This is a genomic window from Aliivibrio sp. S2TY2, from assembly GCF_028765525.1.
Classification (GTDB): domain Bacteria; phylum Pseudomonadota; class Gammaproteobacteria; order Enterobacterales; family Vibrionaceae; genus Aliivibrio; species Aliivibrio finisterrensis_A.
The window spans coordinates 66955-93634 of record NZ_JARACS010000013.1 but is presented as its reverse complement, the minus strand read 5'-3'; the positions used below and the strand labels follow the sequence as shown (position 1 = coordinate 93634).

Genomic DNA, 26680 nt, shown 5'->3' with positions numbered 1-26680 from the left:
TAATGCCGCGATTATTGGTATTTTAATGGTCGAATGACCTCATCTAACCCTTCTATTTTCATCGCTAAACACAATGCCATTAGCTCACCTAACTCTCCGTTAGGAAAACCATCTTTGCGCTCAAACCACAAAAGATATTCTTCAGGCAAGTCAATAAGCACACGACCCGCATACTTACCAAAAGGCATTTTCATTTGAGTTAGTTTTAAGATCTGCTCTTTATTGAACATGTAAGCGCTCTTTGACAATTAAATGCAATAAGAAAGTTTCACGTTCAATGCTCATCCCTTTCTTATCACTGTTCATAATAATATCTTCATTATGCGCAATCGCTTCATGGATATTAATCCAAACGGGTTTCATGCCATTTCGGATTTCATAGCTTTCATAGTTCGTCTCACCAAGCTCTTTATCCGCATCGCAGGTATAGCAATATGAAATCATGTGTAAAACATTACATTCGTGCTTATACCAAGGACGAAACTCTTCATAAATACCAAAGGGTTCAATGTTTGAAATATTTTTGGCACCCGTTTCTTCTTCTATTTCTCGAACCAAACCCGCAATGACATCTTCCCCGTCATCAATACCACCACCAGGTAACGAGTAATCATGATAACGCTCAGTATATAAAAGAAGAATATCCTCCCCCTTCAATACAATGGCACGAGTCGCGTTACGTTGAAGAATTTTCTGATTATCTAAATGTTCTAGATCTGGATGCGTTGTAATATTTAAAATTCGCATAAAAACTGACAAGCCTACTTAAAAAATAACATGGCTATTATACGCATTTTGCTTTTTGTTGCAGCTATCAAATAATCTTAACGATTAACTTCATTTTTCAATGAAAGTGTAAAGAATGTGTAAATGTTGTGATAACCAACTACTTCTTTTGTTCATCCTTTCATATAATAGTGGTTTAAAATAATTACAAATCAAGGAAGTTTCAATTATGAAAACACTGAAAACATTGGTTATCGCTTCAACTCTTTTGGCTTCAACGTCTGTTTTAGCTCACACTTTTAACGAAGCAGATAAAGCGATTAAATACCGCCAAGCCGCATTTACCATGATTGCTGGTAACGTTAGTGAAATGGGCGAAATGGTCAAAGGAAAAACAGAGTGGAGCGATGCTATTTTTGCTAAACGTGCAAATCAACTGTCTGAACTTTCTCTTATGCCGCTTGATGCTTTTTATGTAGAAGGCTCAGATAAAGGTAAAACCAACGCACTGCCTAAAGTATGGGCCAACTTTCCTGATTTTGAAGCTCGTCTAGCGCAGTTCCAAGAAGATACAGCAGCTCTAGCAAGTATTGCCGATAAAGGCGACAAAGCAGCCATCCGTAAAGCATTTGGTAAAGCGGTTAAAAACTGTAAAGCTTGTCATTCTGATTACAAAGCAAAATAAGTAGTATTGAGTAATTAAAGGATATACATGAAAATCTGGGATAGCTTTATCCGAGTTTATCATTGGAGCCAAGTAATTTTACTTGGCTCACTTTGGTATACTGCGGAAGAAGGATTAATGGAATGGCATTTTACTCTTGCTTACCTATTAATGGCATTATTAAGCACAAGGATCTTATGGGGTATTGTTGGCAGTGATACCGCTAGATTTACTCACTTTGTCACTTCGCCCAAAAAAGCCATCAACTACCTTACAGCGATAAAATCTGGAAAAGTATCACAGGCTGTAGGACACAACCCCGCTGGTGGTTACATGGTGTTAGGTCTTTTCTTTTTACTGGTACTTCAATTAACAACAGGTTTATTTAGTAATGATGATATTTTGTCAGAAGGGCCGTTAGCGTCTTTAGTAAGTTACGATACCAGCAGTCTATTAACCTCAATACATCATCAAATATTTAATGTTCTTCTTGGTTTTATTGGTTTACATATCATTGCCGTATTATTTTATCGCGTAAAAGGGGTAAATTTAATTACTCCCATGCTCACAGGGATTGCTAACGTGGTAGGAAATAGTCCAAAAATGAAAAATGTGGCTATTGCATGGGGGATTTTTACAATAATATCAGTATTGATCTACTTCCTTTGGGCTAACGAAGTGATAAGCTATCTTTTTTAAATAAAAGAGAACTATCAATGACTCGCTTCCTTGATTGGTGGAACACCCTATTAGAATTTAAAGATCACGATTGGGCACAAAATATAATCGTGATCTCTTTATTCAGTGCTTTTCTTTGGTTATCTTGGCGCATTATTATTCAACGCCTACACCACATGGCAACAAAAACTCAACTTCCTTGGGATGATGCTGTTATCACTGCAATTTCATCCCCTATAACTCTTGTTATTTGGTTATGGCCAGCGACAGCCTCACTAAAAATACTACTGACAACCCATACTCACTTTAGTACGACTTGGTTACCGGAGTTGCAAGTATTCATTCTTGTTTGGAGTTTTATTTGGTCTGCCCTTAGACTAACCACGCTTATAGAAAAAGAAGTCCTAACCAACCCTAAACACGATGAAACTACGGTTCTTGCCTTGGGTAAGGTCAGTCGCCTTATATTCATTTCATTAGGTCTACTTTCATTAATGCAGGGAATGGGATTAAGTCTCTCGGGCCTTTTAACTTTTGGTGGCGTTGGTGGCTTAGTTGTCGGTTTAGCAGCAAAAGATTTATTGTCTAATTTCTTTGGCGGAATGATGATCTACTTTGATCGTCCTTTTAAAGTTGGAGATTGGATACGCTCACCTGATCGTTCTCTAGAAGGAACCGTCGAGCGCATTGGGTGGCGTATGACAGTGATCAGGACCTTTGATAAACGCCCTCTTTATGTACCTAACTCCGTATTTAGTAATATTGTTGTTGAAAACCCATCAAGAATGCTTAATCGTCGTATCAAAGAAGACATTGGTATTCGCTACGATGACATTAATAATATTGGGTTTATTGTTAGTGATATAAAAACAATGCTACAAGAACATAATGATATCGATTCTAATCAAACATTAATCGTTAACTTTAATGGCTTTGGTCCCTCTTCACTTGATCTATTAATTTACACCTTTACGAAAACGGTCAATTGGATTGAGTATCACGAAGTTAAGCAAGATGTGCTGATTAAGATTGGAAATATTGTTGCTAAATACAATGCTGAAATTGCGTTCCCTACACAAACAGTAAAAATTGAGCAGCTTCCTATTAATGAGTAATTGCATACAAATTAAGGTAATAATACTAAACAAAGTAGGCATCTAATCATTCTTATTTGAATTGGTATTACATAAAAGCCATATAAATAAAAAGGGCATCCACTTTCGTAGATGCCCTTTTCTATACTTTAAATTTACTAAATCAACCAGTTAACACTGTATCTTCAGGGTATTTAACGCAAGATTTTTCTGATCTTGCTAACATATAGGCTAAGGTTAATGGTCCAATTCGACCAATGACCATTACGATAACCATAATACATTTTCCTGTTTCTGATAGCTCAGCCGTTAAACCCGCAGTTAAGCCTACCGTGGCAAAAGCTGAAATCACTTCAAACATGACCTTATCAAAACCAGCTTGCTCAGTGAGCATTAAAGTAAACATTGCAATGGACAATAACGAGCCACTAACCACAATAATAGCCAATGATTTCGTTACGATTGGCCAGCCAACGGTTCTTTTAAACATCACAACGTGCTTTTTCTGACGTAAAAAAGTCCATGTAGCCACAGTCGCTACCGTAATTGTCGATACTTTTAAACCACCACCCGTAGATGTTGAGCCAGCACCAATAAGCATGAGTATAATCATGATAAACAACGCTGGTTGAGTGAAATGCGTTAAATCCACACTGTTAAAGCCCGCAGTACGCGCACTAGCGGATTGAAAAAAAGCCGCGAGCCATTTATCACCTGCAGATAATGACGCTAGCGTACTCGGGTTGTTATATTCAAGCACATAGAAAAATAGAGTACCTACCAATAATAAGGTTGGTGTTGCAATGATCATTATTTTTGTATGCAGTTGTAGACGACTAAACCCTTTTGAACTGTTTTTAACTAAATCAACAATAACAGTAAAGCCAAGCCCTCCTCCAATAAACAAACATGACAGCGTAAATATAACAAGAGGATCACCAACATACCCCATTAAGCTGTCCGAGAATAAAGAAAATCCTGCATTATTAAATGCTGAAATAGAGTGAAATGCTGCATAAAACAGTCCTTTAGCTAAACCAAGATCAGGCACCCAGCGAAAAGAGAGGATTATCATGCCTATAAGCTCAGCAATTAATGCAAAACAAATAATACTTTTTATCAACTTACGTAAATTTACTTTTTTCTCTTGGCCTAATGCTTCTTTAGCTAATGCTTGTTGACGTAAGCTCAAACGTAAACCAAAGACATACAATAGAACGGCTGATAGTGTCATTTGCCCTAGACCGCCAATCTGCATCAGAAACATAAGTAGGATCTTACCACTGATAGTAAAGTGTGTACCTGTATCAACCACACCTAGTCCAGTTACACTGATTGCCGATGTCGCCGTAAATAAAGCGTCAACAAAACTTAAACCTGAAACAGAAAAAACAGGTAACGTCAGTAATATAGCCGAGGGTAATAAAATAGCCAAAAACGAAAAAAGTATAATCCTCGGTTCAGACCACTCTTTCGCTTTTTGGTTATTCTTTATCGGATATAAGCCTCGCTTAGGTATATAACTCATAAGCTTCTAATTTTTTTTGCTAATTTATCTTCAGGACCTACGATAATTAAAATATCACCGATCTCTAATATTTTGCTGTGTTCTGGAGCACTTTCAATCTCAGGACCACGCTTAAGCGCTAAAATCTTCACGTCTGACATTTGACAAAAATCAAGCTGACCTAAAGTTTTCCCCATGTTCTGCCCTCCAATGACAATCTCTGTCATTGCTAAGCCACTGCCTAATTGATGGAACTCAAATACACGACGGTCTAACATTTTTCTTGCTACTCGGATCCCCATATCGCGCTCAGGAAGAATAATATGATCGGCACCAATTTTAGTGAGTATCTTTGCATGAAATTTATCATTCGCTTTTACCCAAACCGTTTTAACCCCTGCTTCTTTGAGTACCAAGGTCGTTAAAATACTTGCATTAATATCAGAACCAATCGCAACCATTACCATGTCATATTCATCAAGCTTTAATTCTGCAATGGTTTCTTCATTAGCACAATTTGCTACAACGGCCGTAGACACAAAATCGGTTGCTTTTTTTACTCGCTCTTCATTGATATCAATCGCTAATACTTGAGAGCCATATTGGTGTAATTCTTCACACACAGTTAATCCAAAACGGCCTAAACCAATCACTGCATATTGTTTATTCTCTGCTTTCATCTAATTTACTCACTCACATTATTACGATACAAAAAATGCGCTTTTCTGCATCATCCTCCTACCCACCATCAAGTTCAATCTAATTGAGGCACAGAAATAAAAAAACTTAATCCATGTATTAAAGCTAAGACTAACAAAAGGTTGCGATTGCCCCTTCACTTTCAACAAATTTAGTTATCAACAGGAAAATTAATCAAGATTCTATGAGAAAATGTGACCACAATCTCATGACACTATAAAATATAGGCATAAAATAGCCACATATCGAGAAAGATAATTCAACAAATTTAGTTACACCGATTTTATTTTTAATTTTTCAAACCGGAGACCTTATTATGGCTACCCCACACATTAATGCTCAAGCTGGTGATTTCGCAGAAACTGTTCTTATGCCTGGTGACCCACTTCGTGCAAAATTCATTGCTGAAAACTTCTTAGAAGACGTAAAGCAAGTATGTGATGTACGTAATATGTTTGGTTACACAGGTACATACAAAGGTAAAAAAGTATCGGTAATGGGTCACGGTATGGGTATTCCATCATGCTGTATCTATGTTCATGAACTTATCGCAGAATTTGGCGTGAAAAACGTAATTCGTGTTGGTAGCTGTGGCGCAGTACATGATGACGTTAAGTTAATGGACGTTGTTATAGGTATGGGTGCATCTACTGATTCTAAAGTAAACCGTATCCGCTTTAACAATCACGATTTCGCAGCAATCGCTGACTTTGGCCTTTTAGAAACAGCGGTAGGCCAAGCTCGTGAATTAAATGTTCCTGTTAAAGTAGGTAATGTTTTTTCTGCTGATCTTTTCTACTCACCAGAAGCTGATCTATTCGACAAAATGGAAAAATTAGGCATTTTAGGTGTTGATATGGAAGCAGCTGGCATTTATGGTGTAGCCGCTGACTTAGGAGCTAAAGCACTGACTATCCTAACCGTTTCTGATCACATCAAGCGTGGTGAGAAACTAAGTTCTGAAGACCGTCAAAAATCATTCAATGACATGATGACCGTTGCGCTAGAAACAGCAATCAAACTGTAATTATGCTGCGCCAGATAAACTCTGGCGCTCTCTATCTATAAGGGGTGTCTAGTGCCGACCGAAAAACTGCCGTTGGCTGCTAAAGGGTTACAACTCAATTTTTGTAAAACATTGGCGTGTGACAATTTTGGTGATAGCGATGAACAACATTATTTAGTTCAACGTACTAACCCTAAGCGACCGGCATTAGTTTGTCGGAAATGTGGCGCTTTTCCTCCCTTAATCAATAATAATGAAGTATTGAATGAACTGGCTCGTCAGCATACCGTTCAATCACACTCTTTGCCTTCCTGTAATAATTCAAATTGCGATCATTTTGGTCTTGATGTACTAACGCATCGAGAGCTTTATCACGCCTTTGGCTACAGTGGCGATCGTCAACGCTACCGTTGTAAAGCCTGTGCATCTACCTTTGTGGATAAATGGTCAGGAGAAAACCAAAAAAGCCCTATTCAGCAAAAGATTTTAGGTTTTTTATTTACTGGATATTCCGTACGTGAAATTTGCCGTCGATTGGATATAAACCCTAAAACCTTTTACGATCATATTAATCAAATAGCGAATCGCTGCCGTCGTCATATGTCTCTGTTTGATGCTCGATTACAGCACGACAGAACCGAAATTCAACTCGCTTCGAACGCGACCTCATTACAACCAATAAGTAACAATGGCGTATTTTGGTATGCCAGTGCTGAAATGAATTCAGGTTATGTTATTGCACAACATATTAATTACTCAGAATGTGATACACCTGGAACACAATCTGACCATGACCCTTTTCAGGATAATGCACAATTTTTACCAACCGCTTTTATTGGAGAAGCTAACTCTCAAAGCTCAGTGATGGAGCAATCTATTTTTAAGCGTGTTGATGCGAAGTATCAAGAAATACTAGCAAGAGCAAATGTAGAAGACCCTCTGGGAAACTACGTGTCTCTAAATTATCCATCTAAAGGGGCATTAATTAGACCTCCGTATACCTCCTATGCTCATTTTTTAGAGATCCAACAAGCCTTTGCTCATTGTGAATCTATTGAAATATATATGCCTCAGGAACCAATGTTGCGTTCGGCTGCAATGTCAGTATTTTTAAAGCGAATTACTGAAAACAGCATTGATTTATTATATGTAACCCAAGACGCTCAATTCCCACTAGAACAGAGTGGCGAAAAAATTGATATCCACCTAGTTGGTTGGTGGAGAGATCGCTGGGCTTTTACTGAATTTAATGGTTTACATAAAGGTATTTGCCACTTAAATGGGGCTGAAAATAATGAAGTCTATTGGCTAAAACGCGCATCGGCTAGCTCTGCTGCGGAATATCAAGAGCGTTTTTATACTCAGTTTACTTCGCTAGTGAATGAACCAAGACGTAAATTACGTCCTGCTAGCCTTCTTCCACTACTCGATATTTTCAGAGCGTGGCATAATCTCTGTCATCAGGATAAACTTGGCACTACGCCAGCACAAAAGCTTGGGTTGATATCTAAACCAATCACTCTTGCTGAATTATTAAGTTAGGAACACTTGCATGACCTTATTGCCTTCACAAGATCAAACTGAAAACACAGATATGCTAACTGAAATTGCGATTCTTTATTATCAAGAAGGTGCAACTCAAGAAGAAATATCGAAAAAATTTGGTTTATCTCGCGCAAAAGTAGGACGGATGCTAAGAAAAGCACGAGAAGAAGGCATCGTTGAAATTACGGTAAAATTTCACCCTGTCTACAGTGCACAACTAGAACAAAAATTAGTTGAGAAATTCAATCTAAAACGTGCGCTTATTTCATTAGATCAACCTAATACTAATGAACAACGTAAACAAGTGGCAGCTTTAGTCAGTTCATATTTAAACAATAACTTACAAGATGATATGGCGGTCGCTGTTGGTCAAGGCCAAAATGTAGCTGCAGTTGCTGATCACGCAGGTATTGTCTCTCATCGTAATGCTCGATTCGTTTCTGCTATTGGCGGCACTCATCGCAGCGGTGATATTATTAATGCTGACCATATTTGCCGTCGTTTAGCGAAAAAATACGGCGGCAGCAGTGAGACTCTTTATGCGCCTGCTTATGTGAATGATCCGAACCTTCGCTCAGCCTTTATGGAGCATACCACCATCAAAGAGACCTTAAACCAAGCCCGTAAAGCCGAGTTTGCTTTAGTAGGCATTGGTGATATGGATGAAAATAGCCATATGGTTAAACTAGGTTTTTTCACTCCTAAAGAGTTTGTGGAAGCACGATTAAACGATGGTATTGTCGGTGATATTGGTGGTTTTGATTTCTTTAAGTTAGATGGTACAAACGCAGATACGTTAATGCGTGGTCGTGTAATTGGACTTGAAATGGAAGATCTCCGTCAAATATCGAATGTTATTGCCATGGCCAGTGAAAGCCGTAAAGCACTCTCTATTATGGGAGCGTTAAGAACAGGTGTTATTGATGTTCTTGCTACCAGCGTTAGCTGCGCGATGGCATTATTAAACCTTGCTGAAAATGAATAAGAAAAAAACCTCTTTCCTTCCTTTTTAACTGGATCGCATATCCAGAAAATAGTTCGTGACTTCAATAGATTAGTGGATATATTGGGAGAATGAATAAGGAAGGATAGCTGTGAAAGAGTCTAAAAATAAGATCATTTCTAACCTAAAAGCACTAGAATTAATCGTCGGAGACGATACCTCAAATATACTGAAAGAAGCCAAGTACCAACTAGAACTCTCAGAAAAAATTCATTTTAAATACGGAACTGCATACTCAAAATTAATTATTTCTATCGCTCATTGGCATTTAATGGATTATCAAGCCGGCTTTAAGTCTGCAAAAGAAGTCTTGCAGCTTCAGCAAGAACTTGAAAATGATAATTTACTTCCATTAATTTTGCATACTTTAGCCTTACATTCGTGGGGACAAGCAAAACTTTTCTCTGCACAACAATACTGGATAAAAGCATTAGAGCAATCTTCTCTTATTGGCAATCATGAAATTGAGATCGAAGCATTAATTGGCCTAGGTAATACTTGGCGCATGACAAACTGCCTTGAACAAGCAAATTCCACCCACAATATTGCTGCGCAGCGTGCCAATTATTATCGTATGCCTCATTTAGAAGCCAAAGCTTATATCCTACAAGCTTGGGATAGTTACTTATTATGCGATTACCAAGCAATGCTGCCGATTTTATTCAAAGCAGAGAAGTTGCTAACAGATAATTCTAATTTAACTTGGAAAGCTGAAATCTACGACTTTCGAGGCCTTGCTTTTCTCGGTCTAGACGATCTTGATTCGGCACAAAAATGTTGTAGTTTAGCCAATCAACTTGCGATTCAACATGATCTTATATGGATGAAAGCTCACTCTGCCATTAGTTTAGCTCGGATCGCTTCAGCTCAATCTCATTTCACCTTAGCTTATCAGTTATTAACTGACGCGGAAGTCATCGCCCAGCAGTTTGACAAAGGGGAACTGCGCTCTCAAATTTGCCTTGAACAATCTAGGATCGCTGAACTAACTCAAAATTTTGAGCTCGCTCTATATTCTTACAAACGCTATCGTCAATATGAAATTGCATTAATTCAAGAACAGTCAAGCTCTTTAGGTCGTGATAAAACTAGCACTTCAAAAGAGCGGTTGGATATTCGAGCAAAGAACTTAATTCAGCGCATCGAAATGCAGTTAAAATTCAACTCAATGTCATCGCTTACCTATTTATTACCACGAGAAAAATGGTATGCTCATCTTAAATCAATACTCACAAATGTATTATCTGATGAATATCATTTAATTATGATAACTGACCCTTCTGAAGATAAAATTAATAACCTTATGTTATTAGGCCACCATTATTGCAAACACGGCGATACTATTACTCGTTTAAATGACACTGAGATAGCTATTCTTATCAACGAAAATAAAAATAAGTCTCAAGAGATCGCGCACTCAATATCAACATTACTTTCAACTTACCCTTGGTCCCGTTACTCACTGAATGTTTCTATACCATCAGTTACACATTTTAGTTTGCATGAATTAAATCATCACGCAACATTATCCCAAATGCAAATGGAGATCGTATAGTGGATAATCTATTAACTCGCATTTCATCCAAAGGAATAGACTTAATGGCACTTAACTCTCAGCAGTCATTAATGCTCTGGCACTATGTTGTTGATGAATTTGCCGAGTCTAATACTGAAAAAGCATATGCTCTACTGATGTGCTCTGAATTTGAAGTTGAATTCAATCAAACACAAAAAAGCATACAGCATTTACAGCGGGCTTTATTACTTTTATCTCTACCCGATAATATTGACCTAATATTACAAATCTACTCTTCGCTCAGTTATAGATATACTGATATTGGAGAATACCAATCTGCTTTAGAGAGCTTATATTCTCTTTCTAAACTTGCTGTTGATTTTGGAGATAATGAATTTTATATTCAATCGATTTTAGGGATAGGTAATTTATGCTCTATATATGGCGACCATTTAAAAGCATTACGTTACTATCAAAAAATAGAATCTTTAAGTAAAACTATACAAAGTAATAACCTTTCATTACGTTATCGGCTATATATTGTAGCTTGTTTATTAGACCTAAATAGATTATCAAAAGCAAAGCAATTATTAAATGAATGTCATGTTATTAAGTATGTATCTGACGATCTCCAATTAATGATGCAGGTGCAATTGTATTCAGCTAAATTACTTCGATTACAAAATAAACCTCAAACAGCATTAGATGCATTAATTGTATTTCGTAAAGAAAATATTAACCTAGATTCGTTTCCATGGTTGAACAAACTCTTTTCTATTGAGGCATCCTATTGCCTTATTCAATTGCAACGTGGAGAGTTAGCAGATGTTCTAATTACTCATCAGTTAAAGCGAACTAAAAAATATTCGCAAGGTTATTATATCCGTCAATTATTGGATGTAAAAAGTGATGCGCTTGCAAGTTGTCATGACTTTTCAGCAGCGCTTGAATGCGAAAAAGAAGCACATCAGCTTACTGTTGATATAGTTAAACACTTCCCTATCAATGAACTTGGCGGGCATGCTTTACGTCGCTTAACTCGCTTAGAGCTGCAACTGCGCTTAAATATATCTGAATCTGAAAACATAAAGCTCAAAAAAGTATCAGATGAACAAAAAGATACAGTAGCTAAATTACAAAAAGATGTATTCCACGACAGTTTAACTAAACTATTTAATCATCGCTGGTATAAATCAACCTTTGCTAACGAGATTAAGCCTAAATTAGCAACCTATCAACTTCTTGTCATTGATATCGATAATTTTAAATCTATCAATGATGAATACTCTCACCTTACTGGTGACGTTGTACTTAAGTTGGTTGCACGAATCATTGAAGAATCATCAGGCTCTAATAATTATGCCTTACGATACGGTGGTGAAGAGTTCATCATCATTGTTGCTTCAAATGATCAACAATATGGTAAAGAAATAGCGGATCGCTGCCGCTTAAGCATTTCTAATTTTGATTGGCACGAGACCTTGCAAGACAGGCTTGTTACTGTAAGCATAGGTATGACGGTATGCCAGCATAATGAAGATATAAATACAACCTTCCTACGAGCTGACAAAGCATTATACCAAGCTAAGCGCTCAGGAAAAAATAGAGTTTGTATTTACTAAAAAGAATATTAACCAAAAACTAAAAAGCCAGCATTCATGCTGGCTTTATTTATTAATGAAATACTTAACGATATAGACCAAGATCTTTTTGTAAGTGTTCCGATAATTCTGCAGTGTAATGTGTCGATGTTGTTTGGCCTTTGCCAAATAATACATCAACAAAATGAGCAATCAATCCTTTGATATTTACTGAGTAGGCCTTCTTATCCAAAGAAGAAGTAGCGATGGTATTAACGTTCATTGCTGCTTGTGCCATGATTGCCTCACTTAAAAGTTATTTTCGATTAGATGAGTTGATTTTAAGACTAATTTCACTGCTCAAAAAATGACTTTTTCTCTAAACTAATATTAGTTTTTCTAATGTAAAAATTACATTTAAAGGCAAGCGAAATAAATGCATATAAAATCACAATGCACAATAAATTTGAATAGTTAGTCATTAAATAAGAAAATTAAGCAGTTAGATATGAATATATTATCTTATATGTTTCGAAATTGTTAACTAAAACAAATCTCAGCTACATTAGCTCTATTAACCTAATGTAATACCATTCTGGATAAGTAGTTGTTCAGATAATTGCGTAGGAAAAATCGATTATAGCAAGGCATAAATTACAGTAACTAGTGGATCTAATTACACCTAATTTTTGCAATAGAAAGGTATAACGCTGATATAATCGATTTTAACAAGCAAGAATGATCAAATACTTATGTAGATTGGTATAATAAGGCCCTCTTAAGTTAGAGGGCCTTATTATTATCCAGAGAATTGGACAAAGTAGGCAATAACGGCCCAGGCAGAAAACCACGCTACGACCAAAAGTTTATCGGATAAATCACCATCCATACAAAAACCTATTCAATTAATTCAAATTTACTCATCTCATTTGAATTAATAGCAAAGCTCATGCCAATTAAACAAGCACTCGTTTATTTTTGTGATACTGGTTCAAACAAGCTGTTGGTTTCGCCAAATTAGGGTAATGTGATAAATAATCGATAAAACAATCGGCCATTGAAAAGGTCGTTGTTACACACTCACGTTCTTTATTGAGTAAAGGTGCATAACCTTCTTTACCTTTGATGGTATAAGCGGTTGATGTCCCAAAATATACCTGTTCATCAAGGATAGGTGCCCAACCAATATCTTGGTGATAAATGCTGAACTCAGTAATACGTTGGCCACTTGGCTTACTTGCTTCATAACAATAACGCATCTGTGATACATAAGGAAAACTACCTGAACCGCTGCCAATAATCCCGTTATCCGTAGCATTGTCTATAGCTCCTTCAATTGCCGCTTTAAGATGCCGCCCTTTGATACTATAGATGACAATCGGTATGGCAAAAGGCAAAACTTTTCCGGCAATATCAGAATAGGTGATATCACCTTGATTTAAGCCAGAACGCACTCCGCCAGCATTATGCATTGCGAATTGAACCCGATTATCCAATTGATGAGCCTTTGAATAAAAAGACTCTACAACCCATGGAGCAATATCACTTTGGCCTTTATCATCAGGGATCCGACGGTGTGATAAGTCTTCCATACAGTGACCAATCACTTTTTGAGAAAGTCGATCAACCTCACCACGGTATTTATCTATTAATAATGTTTCTATCTTAAGGTCTTTTTCACAGACCTCTGCTAGGTCGAATGAATTAATCAATGCTAGTGTCTTTGATAAATGAGGTTCATCCATTTTTTGGGTACATGCTTTGTCTTTGTAAGCCATCTTATCCAAAAGTAAAATATTACGACCATTAAAACTCAATAACTCACCTTCTTCAGAGTATTCTAAATCACAATAGCCAAGTGCAAGTGCGTGGCATCCAGCCTGAACAATATGTGTGTCATTAACAAGCTCACCGTAGTTATCACGAGCCTCTAAACCAACGTTTGAAAAATCACCCTGCAACACATGACTATGCCCTCCAATGATCAAATCAATACCATTAACCACTTTTGCTAGTTGTTTATCCCCCTCATAACCAAGGTGACTAACAATGATGACATTAGTTATGCCTTGAACGGCTAAGTAGTCAACGGTGTTCTGTGCTGTTTTAATAGCATTCATAAATGGCGTATCAGGATCTGGGCTTGCTAATACGTCCATTTGATCTATGGTTAAACCAAATACCGCGACATCCAAATTTCCTACTTTTTTAATCAAGTAGTTTGCAATACCGAGTGTTGGATTAAAATCTAATATTCGTTCTTGTTGTTTTAATTGATGGCCCTTAGTTTGATCTTCCTGGCTTAAATCCCAATTACCCATAAGAATAGGGAAATGGGTATTGGCAATAAAGTCACTGACTAATTCATTACCTAAATCAAACTCATGATTACCAAGAACCATACCATCTAAAGGGAGTTGATTTAGTAAATCTGCGTTGGCCTTTCCCTTATATAAAGAGAAATATAAGGTCCCTTGAAAACAATCGCCAGCATGGAAAAAAACGGTATTTCCCCCTTTTGCTTTTGCTTCCTCGGTAAGGACTGAGACTTGGTGAGATATTCGCGCAAATCCACCACATTTAATATAATATTTCTCACCAACATCACTGTGTAATGGGATCACTGATTCATCAAAATAAGAGTGTGTATCATTAATATGCATCACTCTTAAAACATGATTCTTTTGATTTTTCATTGATTTCATATCCTGTCTAGAACCGTATTTCAATTTAAGCAATCAGTTCACGGTAAACCATTTTTATAAACAATGCGTTAATTGGTAATATTTCAGTACTTGGTCACTCATCTATCAGTATAATTGATAAATGTGACTGCCATTGTGCTTTCATCGATTCAGTTGCTATATAGTTATTTATATAAGTCTCTGATAAGGAAGTGCTATGCTCTTAGAACGAATCGAAGTTTCAGGATTTAGAGGCATCAAACGCTTATCTCTTTCTTTTGAACAATTGACGACCTTGATTGGCGAAAATACATGGGGAAAATCATCGTTACTTGATGCCCTATCTATCGCCTTGCCTGTGTCTGGAGAGCTTCATCAGTTTACGTTAAAAGATTTCCATCAAGATCATTCCATCTCTTACACCCAAGACCAGCATATTCAAATTATTATTAGCTGGAAAACCACTGAAAACAACGAACATAAAGCAGGTCGTTACAGAAAGTTGTCTAGTTTATGGCAATCTAACCACAATGACCATGCTCAACGAATTTATTATCGCATTAGCGCAACGAATAATGAGGGAAAGATTAGCTCATCAAGTTCGTTTCTCGATAATGAAGGCAATGTTTTACGTTATCATAAAATTGAAAGTCTAGTGACTGAGTTAATACGCCTTCATCCCGTCATTCGTATTCGAGATTCTCGTCGCTTACAACCAGACGATACGCTTGATACCCTTTCTAATGACCGAATTGAACGACGAATAAATAATACCTGTCGTCGACTTATCACCGCTCCAGGCCAAGTAAATAGTGGCGAAATTAAAAGTGCCTTGCATTCTATGCAGTCTTTAGTGGAACATTACTTTGCATTTAAAGGACATAAAAGAAACGAGCAACACAAAATTCATGATGATCTCTTTTTTGGTCAAAAAACAGAAGGCGTTTCACTAACCCAGTTTATTAATCAAAACAAAAATAAACAAACTAAGCTCCTTCTACTTGGGCTGTTAAATACTTACCTAAGAGCTAAAGGGCCTAACACACTAAAAAAATCAGCTCGCCCTCTCATGATCATCGAAGATCCAGAAGGACGGTTACACCCAACACAGTTAATTCAAGCTTGGTCGTTGCTTAATCATATTCCCATGCAAAAGATATTGACCACAAATAGCAGTGAATTATTGAGTGCCGTTCCTCTATGCTCTATACGTAGATTAGTCAGAGAATCAGACTCGACATCAAGCTATTCTATCTCTCCAACCAGCTTATCTCGTGATGATTTACGACGCATTACGTTTCATATTCGCTTTCAACGTTCTAATGCCTTATTTGCGCGTTGCTGGTTACTGGTTGAGGGGGAAACCGAGGTATGGTTATTTAATGAGATGGCTCGCCTTCTAGGATATAACTTAGCAGCCGAAGGGGTACAGATCATTGAATTTGCACAATCAGGATTAAAGTCATTAATTAAAGTAGCAAAAGCACTTCATATTGAATGGCACGTTGTAACCGATGGTGATGCTGCTGGTAAGAAGTATGCGTTTGCAGTTAAAAATCAATTAGGTAATGAGCATGAACGACATCGACTCACTGAATTACCGCGTAAAGACATCGAACATTATCTTTATTACAATGGTTTTGAGGATTTATTTAGAGAACTTTCTAATATCTCAAAGGATCAACCGATCCCTCCGAAAAAAATCATTATTAAAGCATTAAAAAAATATGCGAAACCTGATTTAGCCTTAGCGATTGTCCAATATAGCGAAGAACAAGGTGTTGATATCATTCCATTGTTATTACGTTGGACTTTAAAAAGAACGGTAACCATGGCAAAAGGTCAAGGGTGACCCATTTTTTGTACTAAAAAAACGCCAGTCATGAAAATGGCTGGCGTTTCGTTATTCTAAATAACTTACTTATTTCGGCGAGCAGTTACCGCATCCGCTAATTGGCGAAGTACCGTTTCTGTATCATCCCAACCAATACATGCATCTGTGATTGATTGGCCATAAGTTTCTGCTTTACCGCAAACTAAATCTTGACGCCCTTCAACAAGATGACTTTCAATCATGACACCAAATACTGCGTCTTCACCACCAGAAATTTGACCACAAACATCATCAGCAACAATCATCTGACGCTTAAAGTCTTTTGAACTGTTCGCATGACTAAAGTCGATCATCACTTTTTCAGGTAAACCTGAAGCGGCTAATTGCTCTTTCACTGGCTTAACATGATCTGCGCTGTAGTTTGGCTCTTTACCACCACGAAGGATGATATGGCAATCAGGGTTACCGGCCGTTTCAATAATTGCAGAGTGACCATATTTAGTTACTGATAAGAAATGGTGAGAAGAACCCGCAGAGCGGATTGCATCAGTGGCAATTTTAATGTTGCCATCAGTACCATTCTTAAAACCAACAGGACAAGAAAGACCTGAAGATAGTTCACGGTGAACTTGTGACTCAGTAGTTCGTGCTCCGATAGCACCCCAACTGATTAAGTCACCCATGTATTGTGGAGTGATCATATCTAAGAATTCACCAGCAGTTGGTAAACCCATATCAGTAAGATCAAGCAGCAACTTACGTCCCATACGAAGACCATCATTTAACTTAAATGAATCATCCATGTACGGGTCATTGATTAACCCTTTCCACCCGACTGTTGTACGTGGTTTTTCAAAATAGACACGCATAACAACTTCAAGACGATCACCTAACTCATCACGTAATGTTTTAAGTTTTGCACCGTACTCTAAAGCCGCTTCAGTATCATGAATTGAACACGGGCCAATAATAACAAGAAGACGATCATCATCACCTTGTAAAATATTATGGATAGCTTCGCGAGATTGAAATACGGTTTTCGCCGCAATCTCAGTCGCAGGGAATTTTTCTAAAATAGCTACAGGCGGTAATAGTTCTTTTACTTTATTAATTCGTACATCATCAGTTTGATACATTGCTTCTCTTCCATTTATTTATGCAGTTTATTGTTTATATACTGCATCTTTATTCTCCATACTGTTAACGTAACGTGTCTTTAACTGTTGTGCAATGGTTAATTTAATATAAATTTGCTCTCAGCTGATTTTTAACATTTAGCAGGTATAACTTCATATTTTGATTAAAAATCAATCACTCCATTAAGAATCACTTCTTTAGCTTTATGAATATGTTACAGTAAGTTTAGTTCTCAAATGCTAGGATGAATTGTGACTAATAAAAATACAAATAAAGCCAATATCATTGAATTTAAGACCGTAGATAAGTACTACGGACAATTTCATGCATTAAAAAAGATTACCCTTTCTATCAATGAAGGGGAAAAGGTCGTTATCTGTGGTCCCTCTGGCTCAGGAAAATCCACTCTTATTCGTTGCATCAATGCCTTAGAATCCATTCAAAGTGGTACTCTGTCGCTCTTTGAGCAACCGCTCTCATCAAAACAACTAATGAATGGCCAAGTGGGTATGGTATTCCAACACTTTAATCTATTCCCTCACTTAACGGTATTAGAAAACCTAACGTTGGCACCAATTAAAACATTAAAATTATCAAAGAAAGCTGCCATTGAGCGTGCTTTAATCTATTTAGAACGTGTGAATATTGCAGAACAAGCAGATAAATACCCTTCTCAGCTTTCTGGTGGACAACAACAACGAGTCGCGATCGCTCGATCTCTGTGTATGGAGCCTCAAATCCTTCTGTTTGATGAACCGACATCTGCACTTGATCCTGAAATGATCAGCGAAGTATTAGACGTTATGTCAGATCTGGCTAAAGAGGGAATGACCATGGTCTGTGTCACGCATGAAATGGGCTTTGCTAAGAAAGTAGCAGACCGTGTGGTATTTATGGATGAAGGCGAAATCCTTGAAATTGCTGAGCCTGAGCAGTTCTTTGACAACCCACAACACCAACGTACTCAACAATTTTTAAACCAAATCTTAAGTTACTAATATGCTTCGTTTAAAAACTATTTTTTCACCAGCGCTCTCTGCTTTATTGCAAATCAGTTTATTAGCTGCCGCACTTTACTGGATTTTAAATAGCGGTGCTCAAGCCATGAACTACCAATGGCAATGGGATCGCGTACCTGATTTTCTGTTTTTTTATGAAGATGGCGAATGGTTCCCAGCAGAGCTTATTGAAGGCCTACTCGTCACTTTGCACATTTCAGCCATTAGCGCCATTGCCACTTTAGTCATCGCATTAATAACCGCTTTATTACGCCTTTCGAATTCAATCGTAGGTCGAAGTATCGCCACCTTATATATCGAACTAATACGTAATACGCCTTTACTTGTGCAAATCTACCTACTCTATTTTGTTTTTGGGCCATTTCTAGATTTAGATAGATTCACAACAGCAGTACTTGCTTTGGCTCTATTCCAAGGAGCCTATACTGCTGAGATTTTACGTTCAGGGTTAATCAATTTACCAAAAGGACAATTTGAAGCCTGTAAAACGTTAGGGCTATCTTCATTCAATAGCTATCGCCATGTCATATTACCCCAAGTGGTAAGAAAAACATTGCCTTCATTAACGAATGAATTAGTTTCTTTAGTCAAAAACTCTTCTATAGTCAGTGTGATGGCTATTTTTGACTTAACAACCGAGGGACGAAATATCGTCTCCGATACGGCAATGCCTTTTGAAATTTGGTTTACTGTCGCCGCTATCTATCTCATTATTACATTAACACTTTCTGGGCTATCAGCTTGGTTAGAACACCGCATGCACAATGCATATTAATGGAGAACCACTCGCATGAAGCAACTATTCACATCATTACTCAGCCTAAGCTTACTATTTAGTAGCTCAGTATTTTCAGCATCGTCATCAGACAGCACACCTAATCTTGATAAAATTCAAGAAAGAGGAACTCTTAAAGTTGGTTTAAGTACTTTTGTACCTTGGGCTATGCGAGATAAACAGGGCGAACTTATTGGCTTTGAAGTCGATGTTGCAAAACGTTTAGCAAAAGACTCAGGCTTAAAAATTGAATTTATTCCAACCGCTTGGGATGGGATCATCCCCTCTCTTATTTCAGGGAAATTCGATGTCATCATTGGTGGCTTAACCATTACTGACGAGCGTTCAAAAAGTGTTTTATTTACTGTTCCTTACTCGCACTCTGGCGTTCAAGTTGCAGCGAACAAACAACTAACTGACGGCTTTACGCGTGAACAGTTTAATTCTCGTCGTGTTAAATTTGCAGCACGTCGTGGCTCAATTACGGTTGCGGCAATTAAAGAAAACTTCCCTAAAGCAAAAGTGCTTCAATTTGATGATGAAGCACAAGCTTTCCAAGAAGTATTAAATGGCAATGCTCATGCGGTAGCAGCTTCCACACCAAAGCCTGAATTTGATTCTATCAAATACGCTGATATCTTATATTTACCTTTTAAAGAACGTTTATCGCAAGGTAATGAAGCGTTTGCTGTTCGTCTTGGTGAAGAGGATAAAAAAGCCTATTTTGATGCGTGGATTGAAGCACGAACAGCTGATGGTTGGCTACAAGAGCGTTACGATTATTGGTTTACCAGCCTAGATTGGCAAACACAAACAGCGAACTGATTACCATGCAGCAAAGCATTTCTTTAAAACTAAATCGTTTAGATTGGATATTACTGGCCATTATTGCTAGCGTTGTATTTTGGTTATTTACAAAAGAAAGCGGCACACTCGCTTATCATTGGCAGTGGTCTCGCGCTTTTGATTTGCTGTTTACGCGTAAGCCTGATGGCTCATTGCCCTATTTCTTCGATGGTGTATTCTCAACACTACGCCTCACATTTTGGGGAATGCTCTTTGCTTTACTATTTGGTGTCCTACTGGGTTTAGGACGCCGATCATCCCTTGCTGTCATTAGATCTTTATCAAACAGTTACATCCAGCTAATTCGTAATATTCCGCCATTAGTATTCATTTTCATTTTCTATTTCTTTATTGCAAATCAATTAGTGCCATTACTTGGATTAGAATCTTTGCTTAGGGATCACAATGGGAACATTAACGCGCTTCAATCGTTTTTATTTGGCTCTGCCAATTTATGGGAAAATTTAGCTTCAGGCGTACTTTGTATCGGAATGATTTCTGCCGCTTATATTGGTGAAGTTGTGCGCTCTGGTTTAGATGCAATCCCACGAGGTCAACATGAAGCAGCCAAAAGTTTAGGCTTATCCACTTGGCATCGCTACCGCTATATTATTGCACCTCAAGTATTTAAAGTGATCACCCCTCCTCTTGCTGGTCAATGTATTTCGTTAGTGAAAGATTCATCGATCATTTCATTAATATCAATTCAAGAGTTAACGTTTGTTGGAACTGAAATTGCGAATTCAAGCGGTATGATTTTTGAAGTTTGGATAGTAGTCGCTTTTTGCTACTTTATTCTTTGTTTTACATTATCACGTCTATTTGCTTATTGGGAACGCGATAACACAGCTGTTTAGTAGAAACCAACAGACAAATAAAAAAGCTCAGAGTCACCTCTGAGCTTTACTAGTTTGAAATTTACTATCAATTTTTCTGATAATAGTAATAAACTATATAAATTTTTATACCGTAAATCTATTCATGATTTTTTCTTGGCTTTCAACTAATGCCACTTGATCAGCTATTGCTACGCCTGCACCTTGCGCCGCTTCATGAACCAATATCGACAAGTCTTTAATATTTACTGTTTTGCCATTAATTTCTTCCGCTACATGGCTTTGCTCCTCTGCAGCTGAGGCAATATGAATGTTCATGTCGTTAATTTGTTGAATAGTTTCTCTGATCTGAGCTAATGCGTCCGCTGTTTGTTTCGCTTTCTCTACGGTTAATTCTGCTCTTTGTTGGCTACTCGACATTGAAGCCGATACTTTTGATGCCCCAGATTGAAGTTGATCAATCATGGTTGCAATTTCAGTCGTGGATTGCTGAGTACGCTGTGCTAACGTTCTCACTTCGTCAGCAACAACGGCAAAACCGCGACCAGCTTCACCTGCTCGTGCTGATTCTATTGCCGCATTCAAGGCTAATAGATTAGTTTGCTCTGCAATATCATTAATGACTCTTAGAATAGAGCCAATACTGTCCGTTGCTTGCTCTAACTTCTCAACCTCGCTTACTGCTTGATTAATATTTTCTGATAAATCTGTTATTTCTTCTGATGTTTGATTCAACACCATCATTCCATGCTCAGTAGCATCATCAGCTTGTTTGGCATATTCAGCGGCATTTTGGACATTACCTGCAACATCAACCGATGTCGCTGCCATTTCATTCATTGCAGTTGCAAGTTGTTCAAGTTCCATCATTTGGGTATTCATTGCATTTACTGATTCAGTTGCACCAGAGGAAATTCGTTGTGTACCTTCAGTGAGTTTATGACTTAATTCTTTTGTTTCAGTCACTTGAGTCTGTAGATTAGAAATAAATTGGTTAAACCCTTCTGCCAATGGTGAAAATTCAGGGTCTATATTAGTATCTAAACGTTGGCTTAAATCTGCTTCACCAGAAGCAACATTGTGAATGGCATGATTTAATGTTTGAACTGGACGTATAAGACGAGTAATAAAGATAAGCATTAATGTAATCGCGACAATAACAGCGATTACAGAATAAATTAGTGAGTCATTCTTTAATTCATTAATCTGCTGAAATACTTTCTCTTCATTTAAAACCACACCAATCGACCAAGGATGGCCATTAATAGGGCTAAATGATATATCGTGAGCGACCCCGTTAATCTCTGTCGTTTGTAACTTTGAATTTAATTGAATATTTGGTAAAAATGAGGTCATTGATTTACCGTTGAATTGGCTATCCGGATGAGCAATTACCGTGCCCGCATTGTCTACAATAAACAAATAACCAGCATCGAATAGTTCGACTTGGTTTACTAATTCTGCAAGACTACTCAAGCTTAAATCAAAAAATATTGAACCAATAAACTGACCATTTTCTTTCACAGCCGTACCAATTGAAATTAAAATCTCACCGGTAAGTGCATCTTCATAGGGTTCAGTGATTATTGTTCCATTATTTTGTTTTGCAGATTTATACCACCCACGAGTCCTTGCATCATAGTCCTGAGGGTCCCACGTTGGATCATTACTAATAAAATTATTCCCATCTTCAAAGCCAATTCCGGCCAGAACAAAAGCACTCTTAACTTGAGGCTGACTCAGTACCATCTCAAGCACATTTGAGTTTAAGTTACTTTCAGCGATTGCTGTTACATATTCTGCCAGTAATGTTTTCCCAGCTAATTCAGAGTTAACGGTAGTTCGAACCCCATCAACAATTTCATGAATACTGGATTGAACTTCATACTCAACCTCTTTTTTCATATTAAGGTATTGCACTGTACTTAATAAAGCCAACGTGACAGTCATAATAACTGAAAAGGCCAGAATAATTTTGTGTCGAAACTTCATAGATACTTCCCTATCTCTAACAATCCACGCTTTTTATAGTCCACATAATCTAATGGTTTAAACTTATTAATAAACCCAACAATAACATTTTTGCAACAGCTGTCTCATTTATAAAAAGACAAAAAAAAGCAGCCACTTTATCTAGTGGCTGCTTATTATTTAAATTCAATGAGTTATAAAAATTAAAATGCACTTCTAATTAATTTGTTGAATCTCTTCCAATCTGTTTGTATTTACCGTGAATACTCTAAAAATGAAGATAGTATTCATCATAGACAACACAACTTCTGCTATCGAAAACACGAACGACAGCACTGGTGACTGTAAACCTAATAGGCCTAAGCCATATTCTAGCGTCCACATTAAACCCGTTGTAAAACCAAAAATAATTACCAAGCCTTTAAAGAGGATCCAATAATTGTCTTTTGTATCATGCCAACCTAGTTTAATCGCATCCATTGTTTTCTCTTTATACAGCACACAATAAATTTCTGTAAACGAGAAACGAGCCATTAAGTAAAGACCAGGTAAAATAAGCGCAATAAAACCAGTTAAAATAGCAAGCCCTAAAATGATATTCATCAATACAAACGAAAACCACGTTTTGGCAGGGATCTGATACAACTGACTAAATGGGACACGACGACCATCAAAAGAGTAAGCGATATAGTAAAGTATCGCCCCTTTATAGAAAGGATAGATCGTCAGAATAAACAGCATATAAAGTAAAAATTGGCCTGAACCATCTTCTTCGTTAAAACTCAATGCGATCCCATTTGTAATGAGTGCAAATGGTAGAACAAGAATACAGAAAGCAATAAAATGCTTTTTGAAGTAATTGAAGCTGTCCATCAATAAAACTGATAAAGCTGGCATCTCTTTTTATCCCTAAATGTGTGTAATAAATCATGGTTATCTACATGAGAATAGCAAATAACAGACAAAGTAAGAAGTTGATTTATTAGATACCTATCGAATTATATGGTGGTCTTTAATCATTCGGATCCCTTCACGGCGAATACAGCTACTAATAGGGTTCTGATCCATACTAGCACGCCAAATAAATGAGAGTGTACGCTCCATGTTTAATTCAGGTACATTCAAGGCTACCAGCTCACCACGCTCAATATACTTAACAACATCTAAATAAGGTAAACAGCTCAAATATTGACCATTTGCAACTAATGTTCGTAATACAGGTACATGTTCATACTCACGCCAAACATCTAAGTCAGGAATTTTATCGTGGATGGCACTGTCAAAAATAGTTCGTGTCCCTGCACCATGCTCACGTAATACCCATTTCGCTTGCTCTAACTGGGCTAGACTCACGGTTTCGTGCTTTGCAAAAGGATGATGTGCCGCAGCAACAATAATCAAATGGTCTTTACAGAATACTTCCTGATGAATTCGATTATCATCACAGCGGCCTTCTATAATACCCAGTTCATATTTGTAATCTAACACGCCATTAATGATCCCTGAGGTATTTTTTACCCCTAAAGAGATACGTATTTCTGGGAAATCATTATCAATATTACTGATAAGGTTTGGAACCAAATGTTCCGCTGCCGTTTGACTCGCCCCTAGAGACAGTTCACCACTGATTAAATGCTGATCATAAAAGCCTAATTCTATCTGTTGTGCGTCATGGATCAGTTTTTTCGCTTTAGGTCGAAGCCATACACCCCAATGGGTTAACGCCATTCGCTTACCGTTACGTTCAAATAACGAGCGACCTAGCATTTTTTCTAATTGCGACAAGGACATACTGGTTGCCGATTGAGTTAACGACAACATTTCAGCAGCCTGGCTAACACTTCCTGTTGTTGCTACCGCATCAAAAACGGCCAACTGCTTTAATGAGTAACGCATAACTATCTCTTTTATAAGAATTTATTTTAAAACAATCATACCACTTCATCCCCATCAAGAAAACTGATATAGAACTTAAAAACAATCAATTTTACCTTCCGTGCATTTACTCATAATCTAAATGGGCTCAAGCAGAACAGGAACGAACACAACGTTTGAGCTTATTAATAATCACAATAACTTAAGGAGGACAAATGAGCACTAACCTCAGTCCAAATACTTCTGGACAATTTAATCCCAGTGAAATGATGGACCAAGCGGCTTATTACGCCCTTGCTAAATCAAAGAAGCCAACCAGCATGGTGATTGGCTTAGCAATTATGGCTGGTGTATTTATCGGTATTGCTTTCATTTTCTATATCACAGTCACAACAGGGAACTCACAAACGGGCTGGGGAATTAGTCGATTTGCTGGCGGTTTAGCATTTAGCTTGGGATTAATACTGGTTGTCATTGGTGGCGGAGAGCTTTTTACCAGCTCTGTACTTTCAGCCATTGCGGTTGCAAACAAACAAATTAGCTTTGGAAAAATGCTAGGAATATGGGGAAAGGTTTACATCGGTAATTTTATCGGTGCAACCTTACTGCTTGCTTTAGTTGTTTCTGCGGGAATGTATCAAAACGATGGTGGTCAATGGGGGTTGAACGCCCTAAACATTGCTCAACATAAGTTACATCACCAACCATTAGAAGCTTTTGCTTTAGGTATTTTATGTAATTTGTTGGTCTGTTTAGCCGTTTGGATGACGTTTTGCTCAACGAACATGTTAACTAAAGCTGTCATGGTTATTTTGCCTGTTGCGATGTTTGTTAGTAGTGGTTTTGAGCACTGTGTTGCCAATATGTTCATGGTTCCATTAGGTATTGCGATTCAACAATTAGCTCCACCTGAGTTTTGGTTGTCCGTTGGTGCGTCACCTGAGCAATACGCTGATTTAAATATTATTAACTTTATTACTGCCAATTTAATTCCGGTAACTCTTGGAAATATTGTCGGCGGTGCTGGCTTAGTTGGCCTAGGTTATTGGGCCATTTTTAGTCGTCCACAACTTAATGCTGTACCTGATTCACAAATTACTCCACTTTTTACCGATTCAGACACAAAGGAAATCACTAATATGAACGCGAACAAAACAGTAAATCAATTTATGGATATTAACGCTTACGTACTTCGCCCTGAAATGCCTGTTGAAATTGCATTAGACAACCTATTAGATCGTCATCTTTCTGGTGCAATCGTTATTAACAGTCATAATGAAGTTGTTGGTTTCTTTTCTGAACACGATGTATTAGTAGAATTATGGTGTGAAGATTACTTACCAGAACAAGGGCGCACTGTTGCTGATTTAATGAAGACGGATATCACTAGTATTTCACCTAAAGATACTCTACTTCAATTAGCTGAATTTTACGCAATTGATAAAGCAACATTATACCCAACAACAGATATGGGCTATGTAACAAGCTACAGCACTCTATCAGTTAATGACCGTGCTCGTGATATGCGCATCGCTAAACCTCGTATCTTGCCTGTTATTGACGATAATAAATTCGTTGGTATTGTCACTCGTGGTCATGTTATTGCTCAATTACGTTCAATCTACGGTGAACGAATGGAAGTAGTAAAATCTCATGAAGAAGAAATTGAAGCCGTTGTTGCTTAG

The 26680-nt window shown here is 37.5% G+C and carries 24 protein-coding genes; 14 read left to right on the top strand and 10 right to left on the bottom strand.

Features of this window, described 5'->3' with window-relative positions; genetic code table 11:
* Nucleotides 1-11 precede the first annotated feature (11 nt).
* Both PVK63_RS16685 and PVK63_RS16680 read right to left on the bottom strand, forming a co-directional pair.
* Nucleotides 12-230, bottom strand: coding sequence for a DUF3820 family protein (locus PVK63_RS16685; protein ID WP_130046364.1), 219 nt, complete (start codon nt 228-230; stop codon nt 12-14).
* Nucleotides 220-747, bottom strand: a complete 528-nt coding sequence (locus tag PVK63_RS16680) for an NUDIX hydrolase (RefSeq protein ID WP_130049016.1) — start codon at nt 745-747, stop codon at nt 220-222. The genes PVK63_RS16685 and PVK63_RS16680 overlap by 11 nt, the downstream gene beginning before the upstream one ends.
* Nucleotides 748-955: 208 nt before the next feature.
* Between PVK63_RS16680 and PVK63_RS16675 the strand changes: the two genes are divergently transcribed.
* Genes PVK63_RS16675 through PVK63_RS16665 form a run of 3 tightly spaced genes read left to right on the top strand, consistent with a single transcriptional unit; the run spans nt 956 to nt 3183 of the window.
* On the top strand, nt 956-1411 hold the full coding sequence (locus PVK63_RS16675) for a c-type cytochrome (RefSeq protein ID WP_130088332.1): 456 nt from the start codon (nt 956-958) through the stop codon (nt 1409-1411).
* A 27-nt stretch (nt 1412-1438) separates the two neighbouring features.
* Nucleotides 1439-2089, top strand: a complete 651-nt coding sequence (locus tag PVK63_RS16670; RefSeq protein ID WP_130088331.1) for a cytochrome b/b6 domain-containing protein — start codon at nt 1439-1441, stop codon at nt 2087-2089.
* Nucleotides 2090-2106: 17 nt separating this feature from the next.
* The gene (locus PVK63_RS16665) at nt 2107-3183 is read left to right on the top strand and encodes a mechanosensitive ion channel family protein (RefSeq protein ID WP_130088330.1); all 1077 of its coding nucleotides are present in this window, start codon (nt 2107-2109) and stop codon (nt 3181-3183) included.
* Nucleotides 3184-3325: 142 nt separating this feature from the next.
* Here PVK63_RS16665 and PVK63_RS16660 read toward each other — a convergent pair whose 3' ends face one another.
* Together PVK63_RS16660 and PVK63_RS16655 are read right to left on the bottom strand one after the other, a co-directional pair.
* Complete coding sequence (locus PVK63_RS16660) at nt 3326-4690, bottom strand: TrkH family potassium uptake protein (RefSeq protein ID WP_130088329.1); 1365 nt, start codon at nt 4688-4690, stop codon at nt 3326-3328.
* Nucleotides 4687-5349, bottom strand: a complete 663-nt coding sequence (locus PVK63_RS16655; RefSeq protein WP_130046359.1) for a potassium channel family protein — start codon at nt 5347-5349, stop codon at nt 4687-4689. Before PVK63_RS16655 ends, PVK63_RS16660 begins: the two co-directional genes overlap by 4 nt.
* A 335-nt stretch (nt 5350-5684) precedes the next feature.
* Between PVK63_RS16655 and deoD the strand changes: the two genes are divergently transcribed.
* From deoD to PVK63_RS16630, 5 genes are all read left to right on the top strand, one after another.
* Nucleotides 5685-6395 carry a purine-nucleoside phosphorylase gene (gene deoD / locus PVK63_RS16650; RefSeq protein ID WP_130049011.1) on the top strand — a complete coding sequence of 237 codons (711 nt, stop codon included), beginning with the start codon at nt 5685-5687 and terminating at the stop codon, nt 6393-6395.
* Nucleotides 6396-6446: 51 nt separating this feature from the next.
* Nucleotides 6447-7916 (top strand): IS1 family transposase, encoded by a 1470-nt coding sequence (locus tag PVK63_RS16645; RefSeq protein WP_130049010.1) that lies wholly within the window; start codon nt 6447-6449, stop codon nt 7914-7916.
* A 10-nt stretch (nt 7917-7926) separates the two neighbouring features.
* Nucleotides 7927-8904 (top strand): sugar-binding transcriptional regulator, encoded by a 978-nt coding sequence (locus PVK63_RS16640; protein WP_130046356.1) that lies wholly within the window; start codon nt 7927-7929, stop codon nt 8902-8904.
* Nucleotides 8905-9013: 109 nt separating this feature from the next.
* Nucleotides 9014-10477, top strand: a complete 1464-nt coding sequence (locus PVK63_RS16635) for an ATP-dependent transcriptional regulator (RefSeq protein ID WP_274440784.1) — start codon at nt 9014-9016, stop codon at nt 10475-10477.
* Complete coding sequence (locus tag PVK63_RS16630; protein ID WP_274440783.1) at nt 10477-12060, top strand: GGDEF domain-containing protein; 1584 nt, start codon at nt 10477-10479, stop codon at nt 12058-12060. Before PVK63_RS16635 ends, PVK63_RS16630 begins: the two co-directional genes overlap by 1 nt.
* Nucleotides 12061-12124: 64 nt before the next feature.
* On the opposite strand, the gene PVK63_RS16625 is transcribed toward PVK63_RS16630, so the two are convergent.
* Entirely contained in the window at nt 12125-12316 is a 192-nt protein-coding gene (locus PVK63_RS16625; RefSeq protein WP_130046353.1) for a hypothetical protein, read from the bottom strand.
* Nucleotides 12317-12974: 658 nt separating this feature from the next.
* Entirely contained in the window at nt 12975-14714 is a 1740-nt protein-coding gene (locus PVK63_RS16620; RefSeq protein WP_274440782.1) for a bifunctional metallophosphatase/5'-nucleotidase, read from the bottom strand.
* 205 nt (nt 14715-14919) lie between these two features.
* Between PVK63_RS16620 and PVK63_RS16615 the strand changes: the two genes are divergently transcribed.
* The gene (locus tag PVK63_RS16615; protein WP_130046351.1) at nt 14920-16554 is read left to right on the top strand and encodes an ATP-dependent endonuclease; all 1635 of its coding nucleotides are present in this window, start codon (nt 14920-14922) and stop codon (nt 16552-16554) included.
* Between the two features lie 65 nt (nt 16555-16619).
* Here the strand turns inward: PVK63_RS16615 and aroG are convergent, their stop codons facing one another.
* Nucleotides 16620-17672, bottom strand: coding sequence for a 3-deoxy-7-phosphoheptulonate synthase AroG (aroG, locus tag PVK63_RS16610; protein WP_274440781.1), 1053 nt, complete (start codon nt 17670-17672; stop codon nt 16620-16622).
* Between the two features lie 252 nt (nt 17673-17924).
* On the opposite strand from aroG, the gene PVK63_RS16605 reads away from it, so the two are divergent.
* From PVK63_RS16605 to PVK63_RS16590, 4 genes are read left to right on the top strand one after another with little or no spacing between them, the layout of a single operon-like run.
* Complete coding sequence (locus tag PVK63_RS16605; RefSeq protein WP_130086413.1) at nt 17925-18671, top strand: amino acid ABC transporter ATP-binding protein; 747 nt, start codon at nt 17925-17927, stop codon at nt 18669-18671.
* A gap of 1 nt (nt 18672) precedes the next feature.
* The gene (locus PVK63_RS16600) at nt 18673-19467 is read left to right on the top strand and encodes an amino acid ABC transporter permease (protein WP_274440780.1); all 795 of its coding nucleotides are present in this window, start codon (nt 18673-18675) and stop codon (nt 19465-19467) included.
* A gap of 15 nt (nt 19468-19482) precedes the next feature.
* Nucleotides 19483-20292, top strand: coding sequence for a transporter substrate-binding domain-containing protein (locus PVK63_RS16595; protein WP_151656226.1), 810 nt, complete (start codon nt 19483-19485; stop codon nt 20290-20292).
* A 5-nt stretch (nt 20293-20297) separates the two neighbouring features.
* On the top strand, nt 20298-21170 hold the full coding sequence (locus PVK63_RS16590) for an amino acid ABC transporter permease (protein WP_274440779.1): 873 nt from the start codon (nt 20298-20300) through the stop codon (nt 21168-21170).
* Nucleotides 21171-21275: 105 nt separating this feature from the next.
* Here PVK63_RS16590 and PVK63_RS16585 read toward each other — a convergent pair whose 3' ends face one another.
* The 3 genes from PVK63_RS16585 to PVK63_RS16575 all read right to left on the bottom strand — a co-directional run bounded on the left by PVK63_RS16585 (nt 21276) and on the right by PVK63_RS16575 (nt 25016).
* On the bottom strand, nt 21276-23141 hold the full coding sequence (locus PVK63_RS16585; protein ID WP_274440778.1) for a methyl-accepting chemotaxis protein: 1866 nt from the start codon (nt 23139-23141) through the stop codon (nt 21276-21278).
* 195 nt (nt 23142-23336) lie between these two features.
* The gene (locus PVK63_RS16580) at nt 23337-24017 is read right to left on the bottom strand and encodes a hypothetical protein (RefSeq protein ID WP_130049000.1); all 681 of its coding nucleotides are present in this window, start codon (nt 24015-24017) and stop codon (nt 23337-23339) included.
* A gap of 93 nt (nt 24018-24110) precedes the next feature.
* The gene (locus tag PVK63_RS16575; protein WP_130086418.1) at nt 24111-25016 is read right to left on the bottom strand and encodes a LysR substrate-binding domain-containing protein; all 906 of its coding nucleotides are present in this window, start codon (nt 25014-25016) and stop codon (nt 24111-24113) included.
* A 194-nt stretch (nt 25017-25210) separates the two neighbouring features.
* On the opposite strand from PVK63_RS16575, the gene focA reads away from it, so the two are divergent.
* Nucleotides 25211-26680 (top strand): formate transporter FocA, encoded by a 1470-nt coding sequence (focA, locus tag PVK63_RS16570; RefSeq protein WP_130048998.1) that lies wholly within the window; start codon nt 25211-25213, stop codon nt 26678-26680.

Excerpts from the sequence above, each read along its gene's own strand:
- PVK63_RS16615 (WP_130046351.1), top strand. The coding sequence starts at position 14,920 with ATGCTCTTAGAACGAATCGAAGTTTCAGGATTTAGAGGCATCAAACGC.
- PVK63_RS16655 (WP_130046359.1), bottom strand. The coding sequence starts at position 5,349 with ATGAAAGCAGAGAATAAACAATATGCAGTGATTGGTTTAGGCCGTTTT.
- focA (WP_130048998.1), top strand. The coding sequence starts at position 25,211 with ATGAGCACTAACCTCAGTCCAAATACTTCTGGACAATTTAATCCCAGT.
- PVK63_RS16685 (WP_130046364.1), bottom strand. The coding sequence starts at position 230 with ATGTTCAATAAAGAGCAGATCTTAAAACTAACTCAAATGAAAATGCCT.
- PVK63_RS16575 (WP_130086418.1), bottom strand. The coding sequence starts at position 25,016 with ATGCGTTACTCATTAAAGCAGTTGGCCGTTTTTGATGCGGTAGCAACA.
- PVK63_RS16670 (WP_130088331.1), top strand. The coding sequence starts at position 1,439 with ATGAAAATCTGGGATAGCTTTATCCGAGTTTATCATTGGAGCCAAGTA.
- PVK63_RS16585 (WP_274440778.1), bottom strand. The coding sequence starts at position 23,141 with ATGAAGTTTCGACACAAAATTATTCTGGCCTTTTCAGTTATTATGACT.
- deoD (WP_130049011.1), top strand. The coding sequence starts at position 5,685 with ATGGCTACCCCACACATTAATGCTCAAGCTGGTGATTTCGCAGAAACT.
- PVK63_RS16640 (WP_130046356.1), top strand. The coding sequence starts at position 7,927 with ATGACCTTATTGCCTTCACAAGATCAAACTGAAAACACAGATATGCTA.
- PVK63_RS16660 (WP_130088329.1), bottom strand. The coding sequence starts at position 4,690 with ATGAGTTATATACCTAAGCGAGGCTTATATCCGATAAAGAATAACCAA.
- PVK63_RS16665 (WP_130088330.1), top strand. The coding sequence starts at position 2,107 with ATGACTCGCTTCCTTGATTGGTGGAACACCCTATTAGAATTTAAAGAT.
- PVK63_RS16680 (WP_130049016.1), bottom strand. The coding sequence starts at position 747 with ATGCGAATTTTAAATATTACAACGCATCCAGATCTAGAACATTTAGAT.
- PVK63_RS16600 (WP_274440780.1), top strand. The coding sequence starts at position 18,673 with ATGCTTCGTTTAAAAACTATTTTTTCACCAGCGCTCTCTGCTTTATTG.
- PVK63_RS16675 (WP_130088332.1), top strand. The coding sequence starts at position 956 with ATGAAAACACTGAAAACATTGGTTATCGCTTCAACTCTTTTGGCTTCA.
- aroG (WP_274440781.1), bottom strand. The coding sequence starts at position 17,672 with ATGTATCAAACTGATGATGTACGAATTAATAAAGTAAAAGAACTATTA.
- PVK63_RS16595 (WP_151656226.1), top strand. The coding sequence starts at position 19,483 with ATGAAGCAACTATTCACATCATTACTCAGCCTAAGCTTACTATTTAGT.
- PVK63_RS16625 (WP_130046353.1), bottom strand. The coding sequence starts at position 12,316 with ATGGCACAAGCAGCAATGAACGTTAATACCATCGCTACTTCTTCTTTG.
- PVK63_RS16580 (WP_130049000.1), bottom strand. The coding sequence starts at position 24,017 with ATGCCAGCTTTATCAGTTTTATTGATGGACAGCTTCAATTACTTCAAA.
- PVK63_RS16590 (WP_274440779.1), top strand. The coding sequence starts at position 20,298 with ATGCAGCAAAGCATTTCTTTAAAACTAAATCGTTTAGATTGGATATTA.
- PVK63_RS16620 (WP_274440782.1), bottom strand. The coding sequence starts at position 14,714 with ATGAAAAATCAAAAGAATCATGTTTTAAGAGTGATGCATATTAATGAT.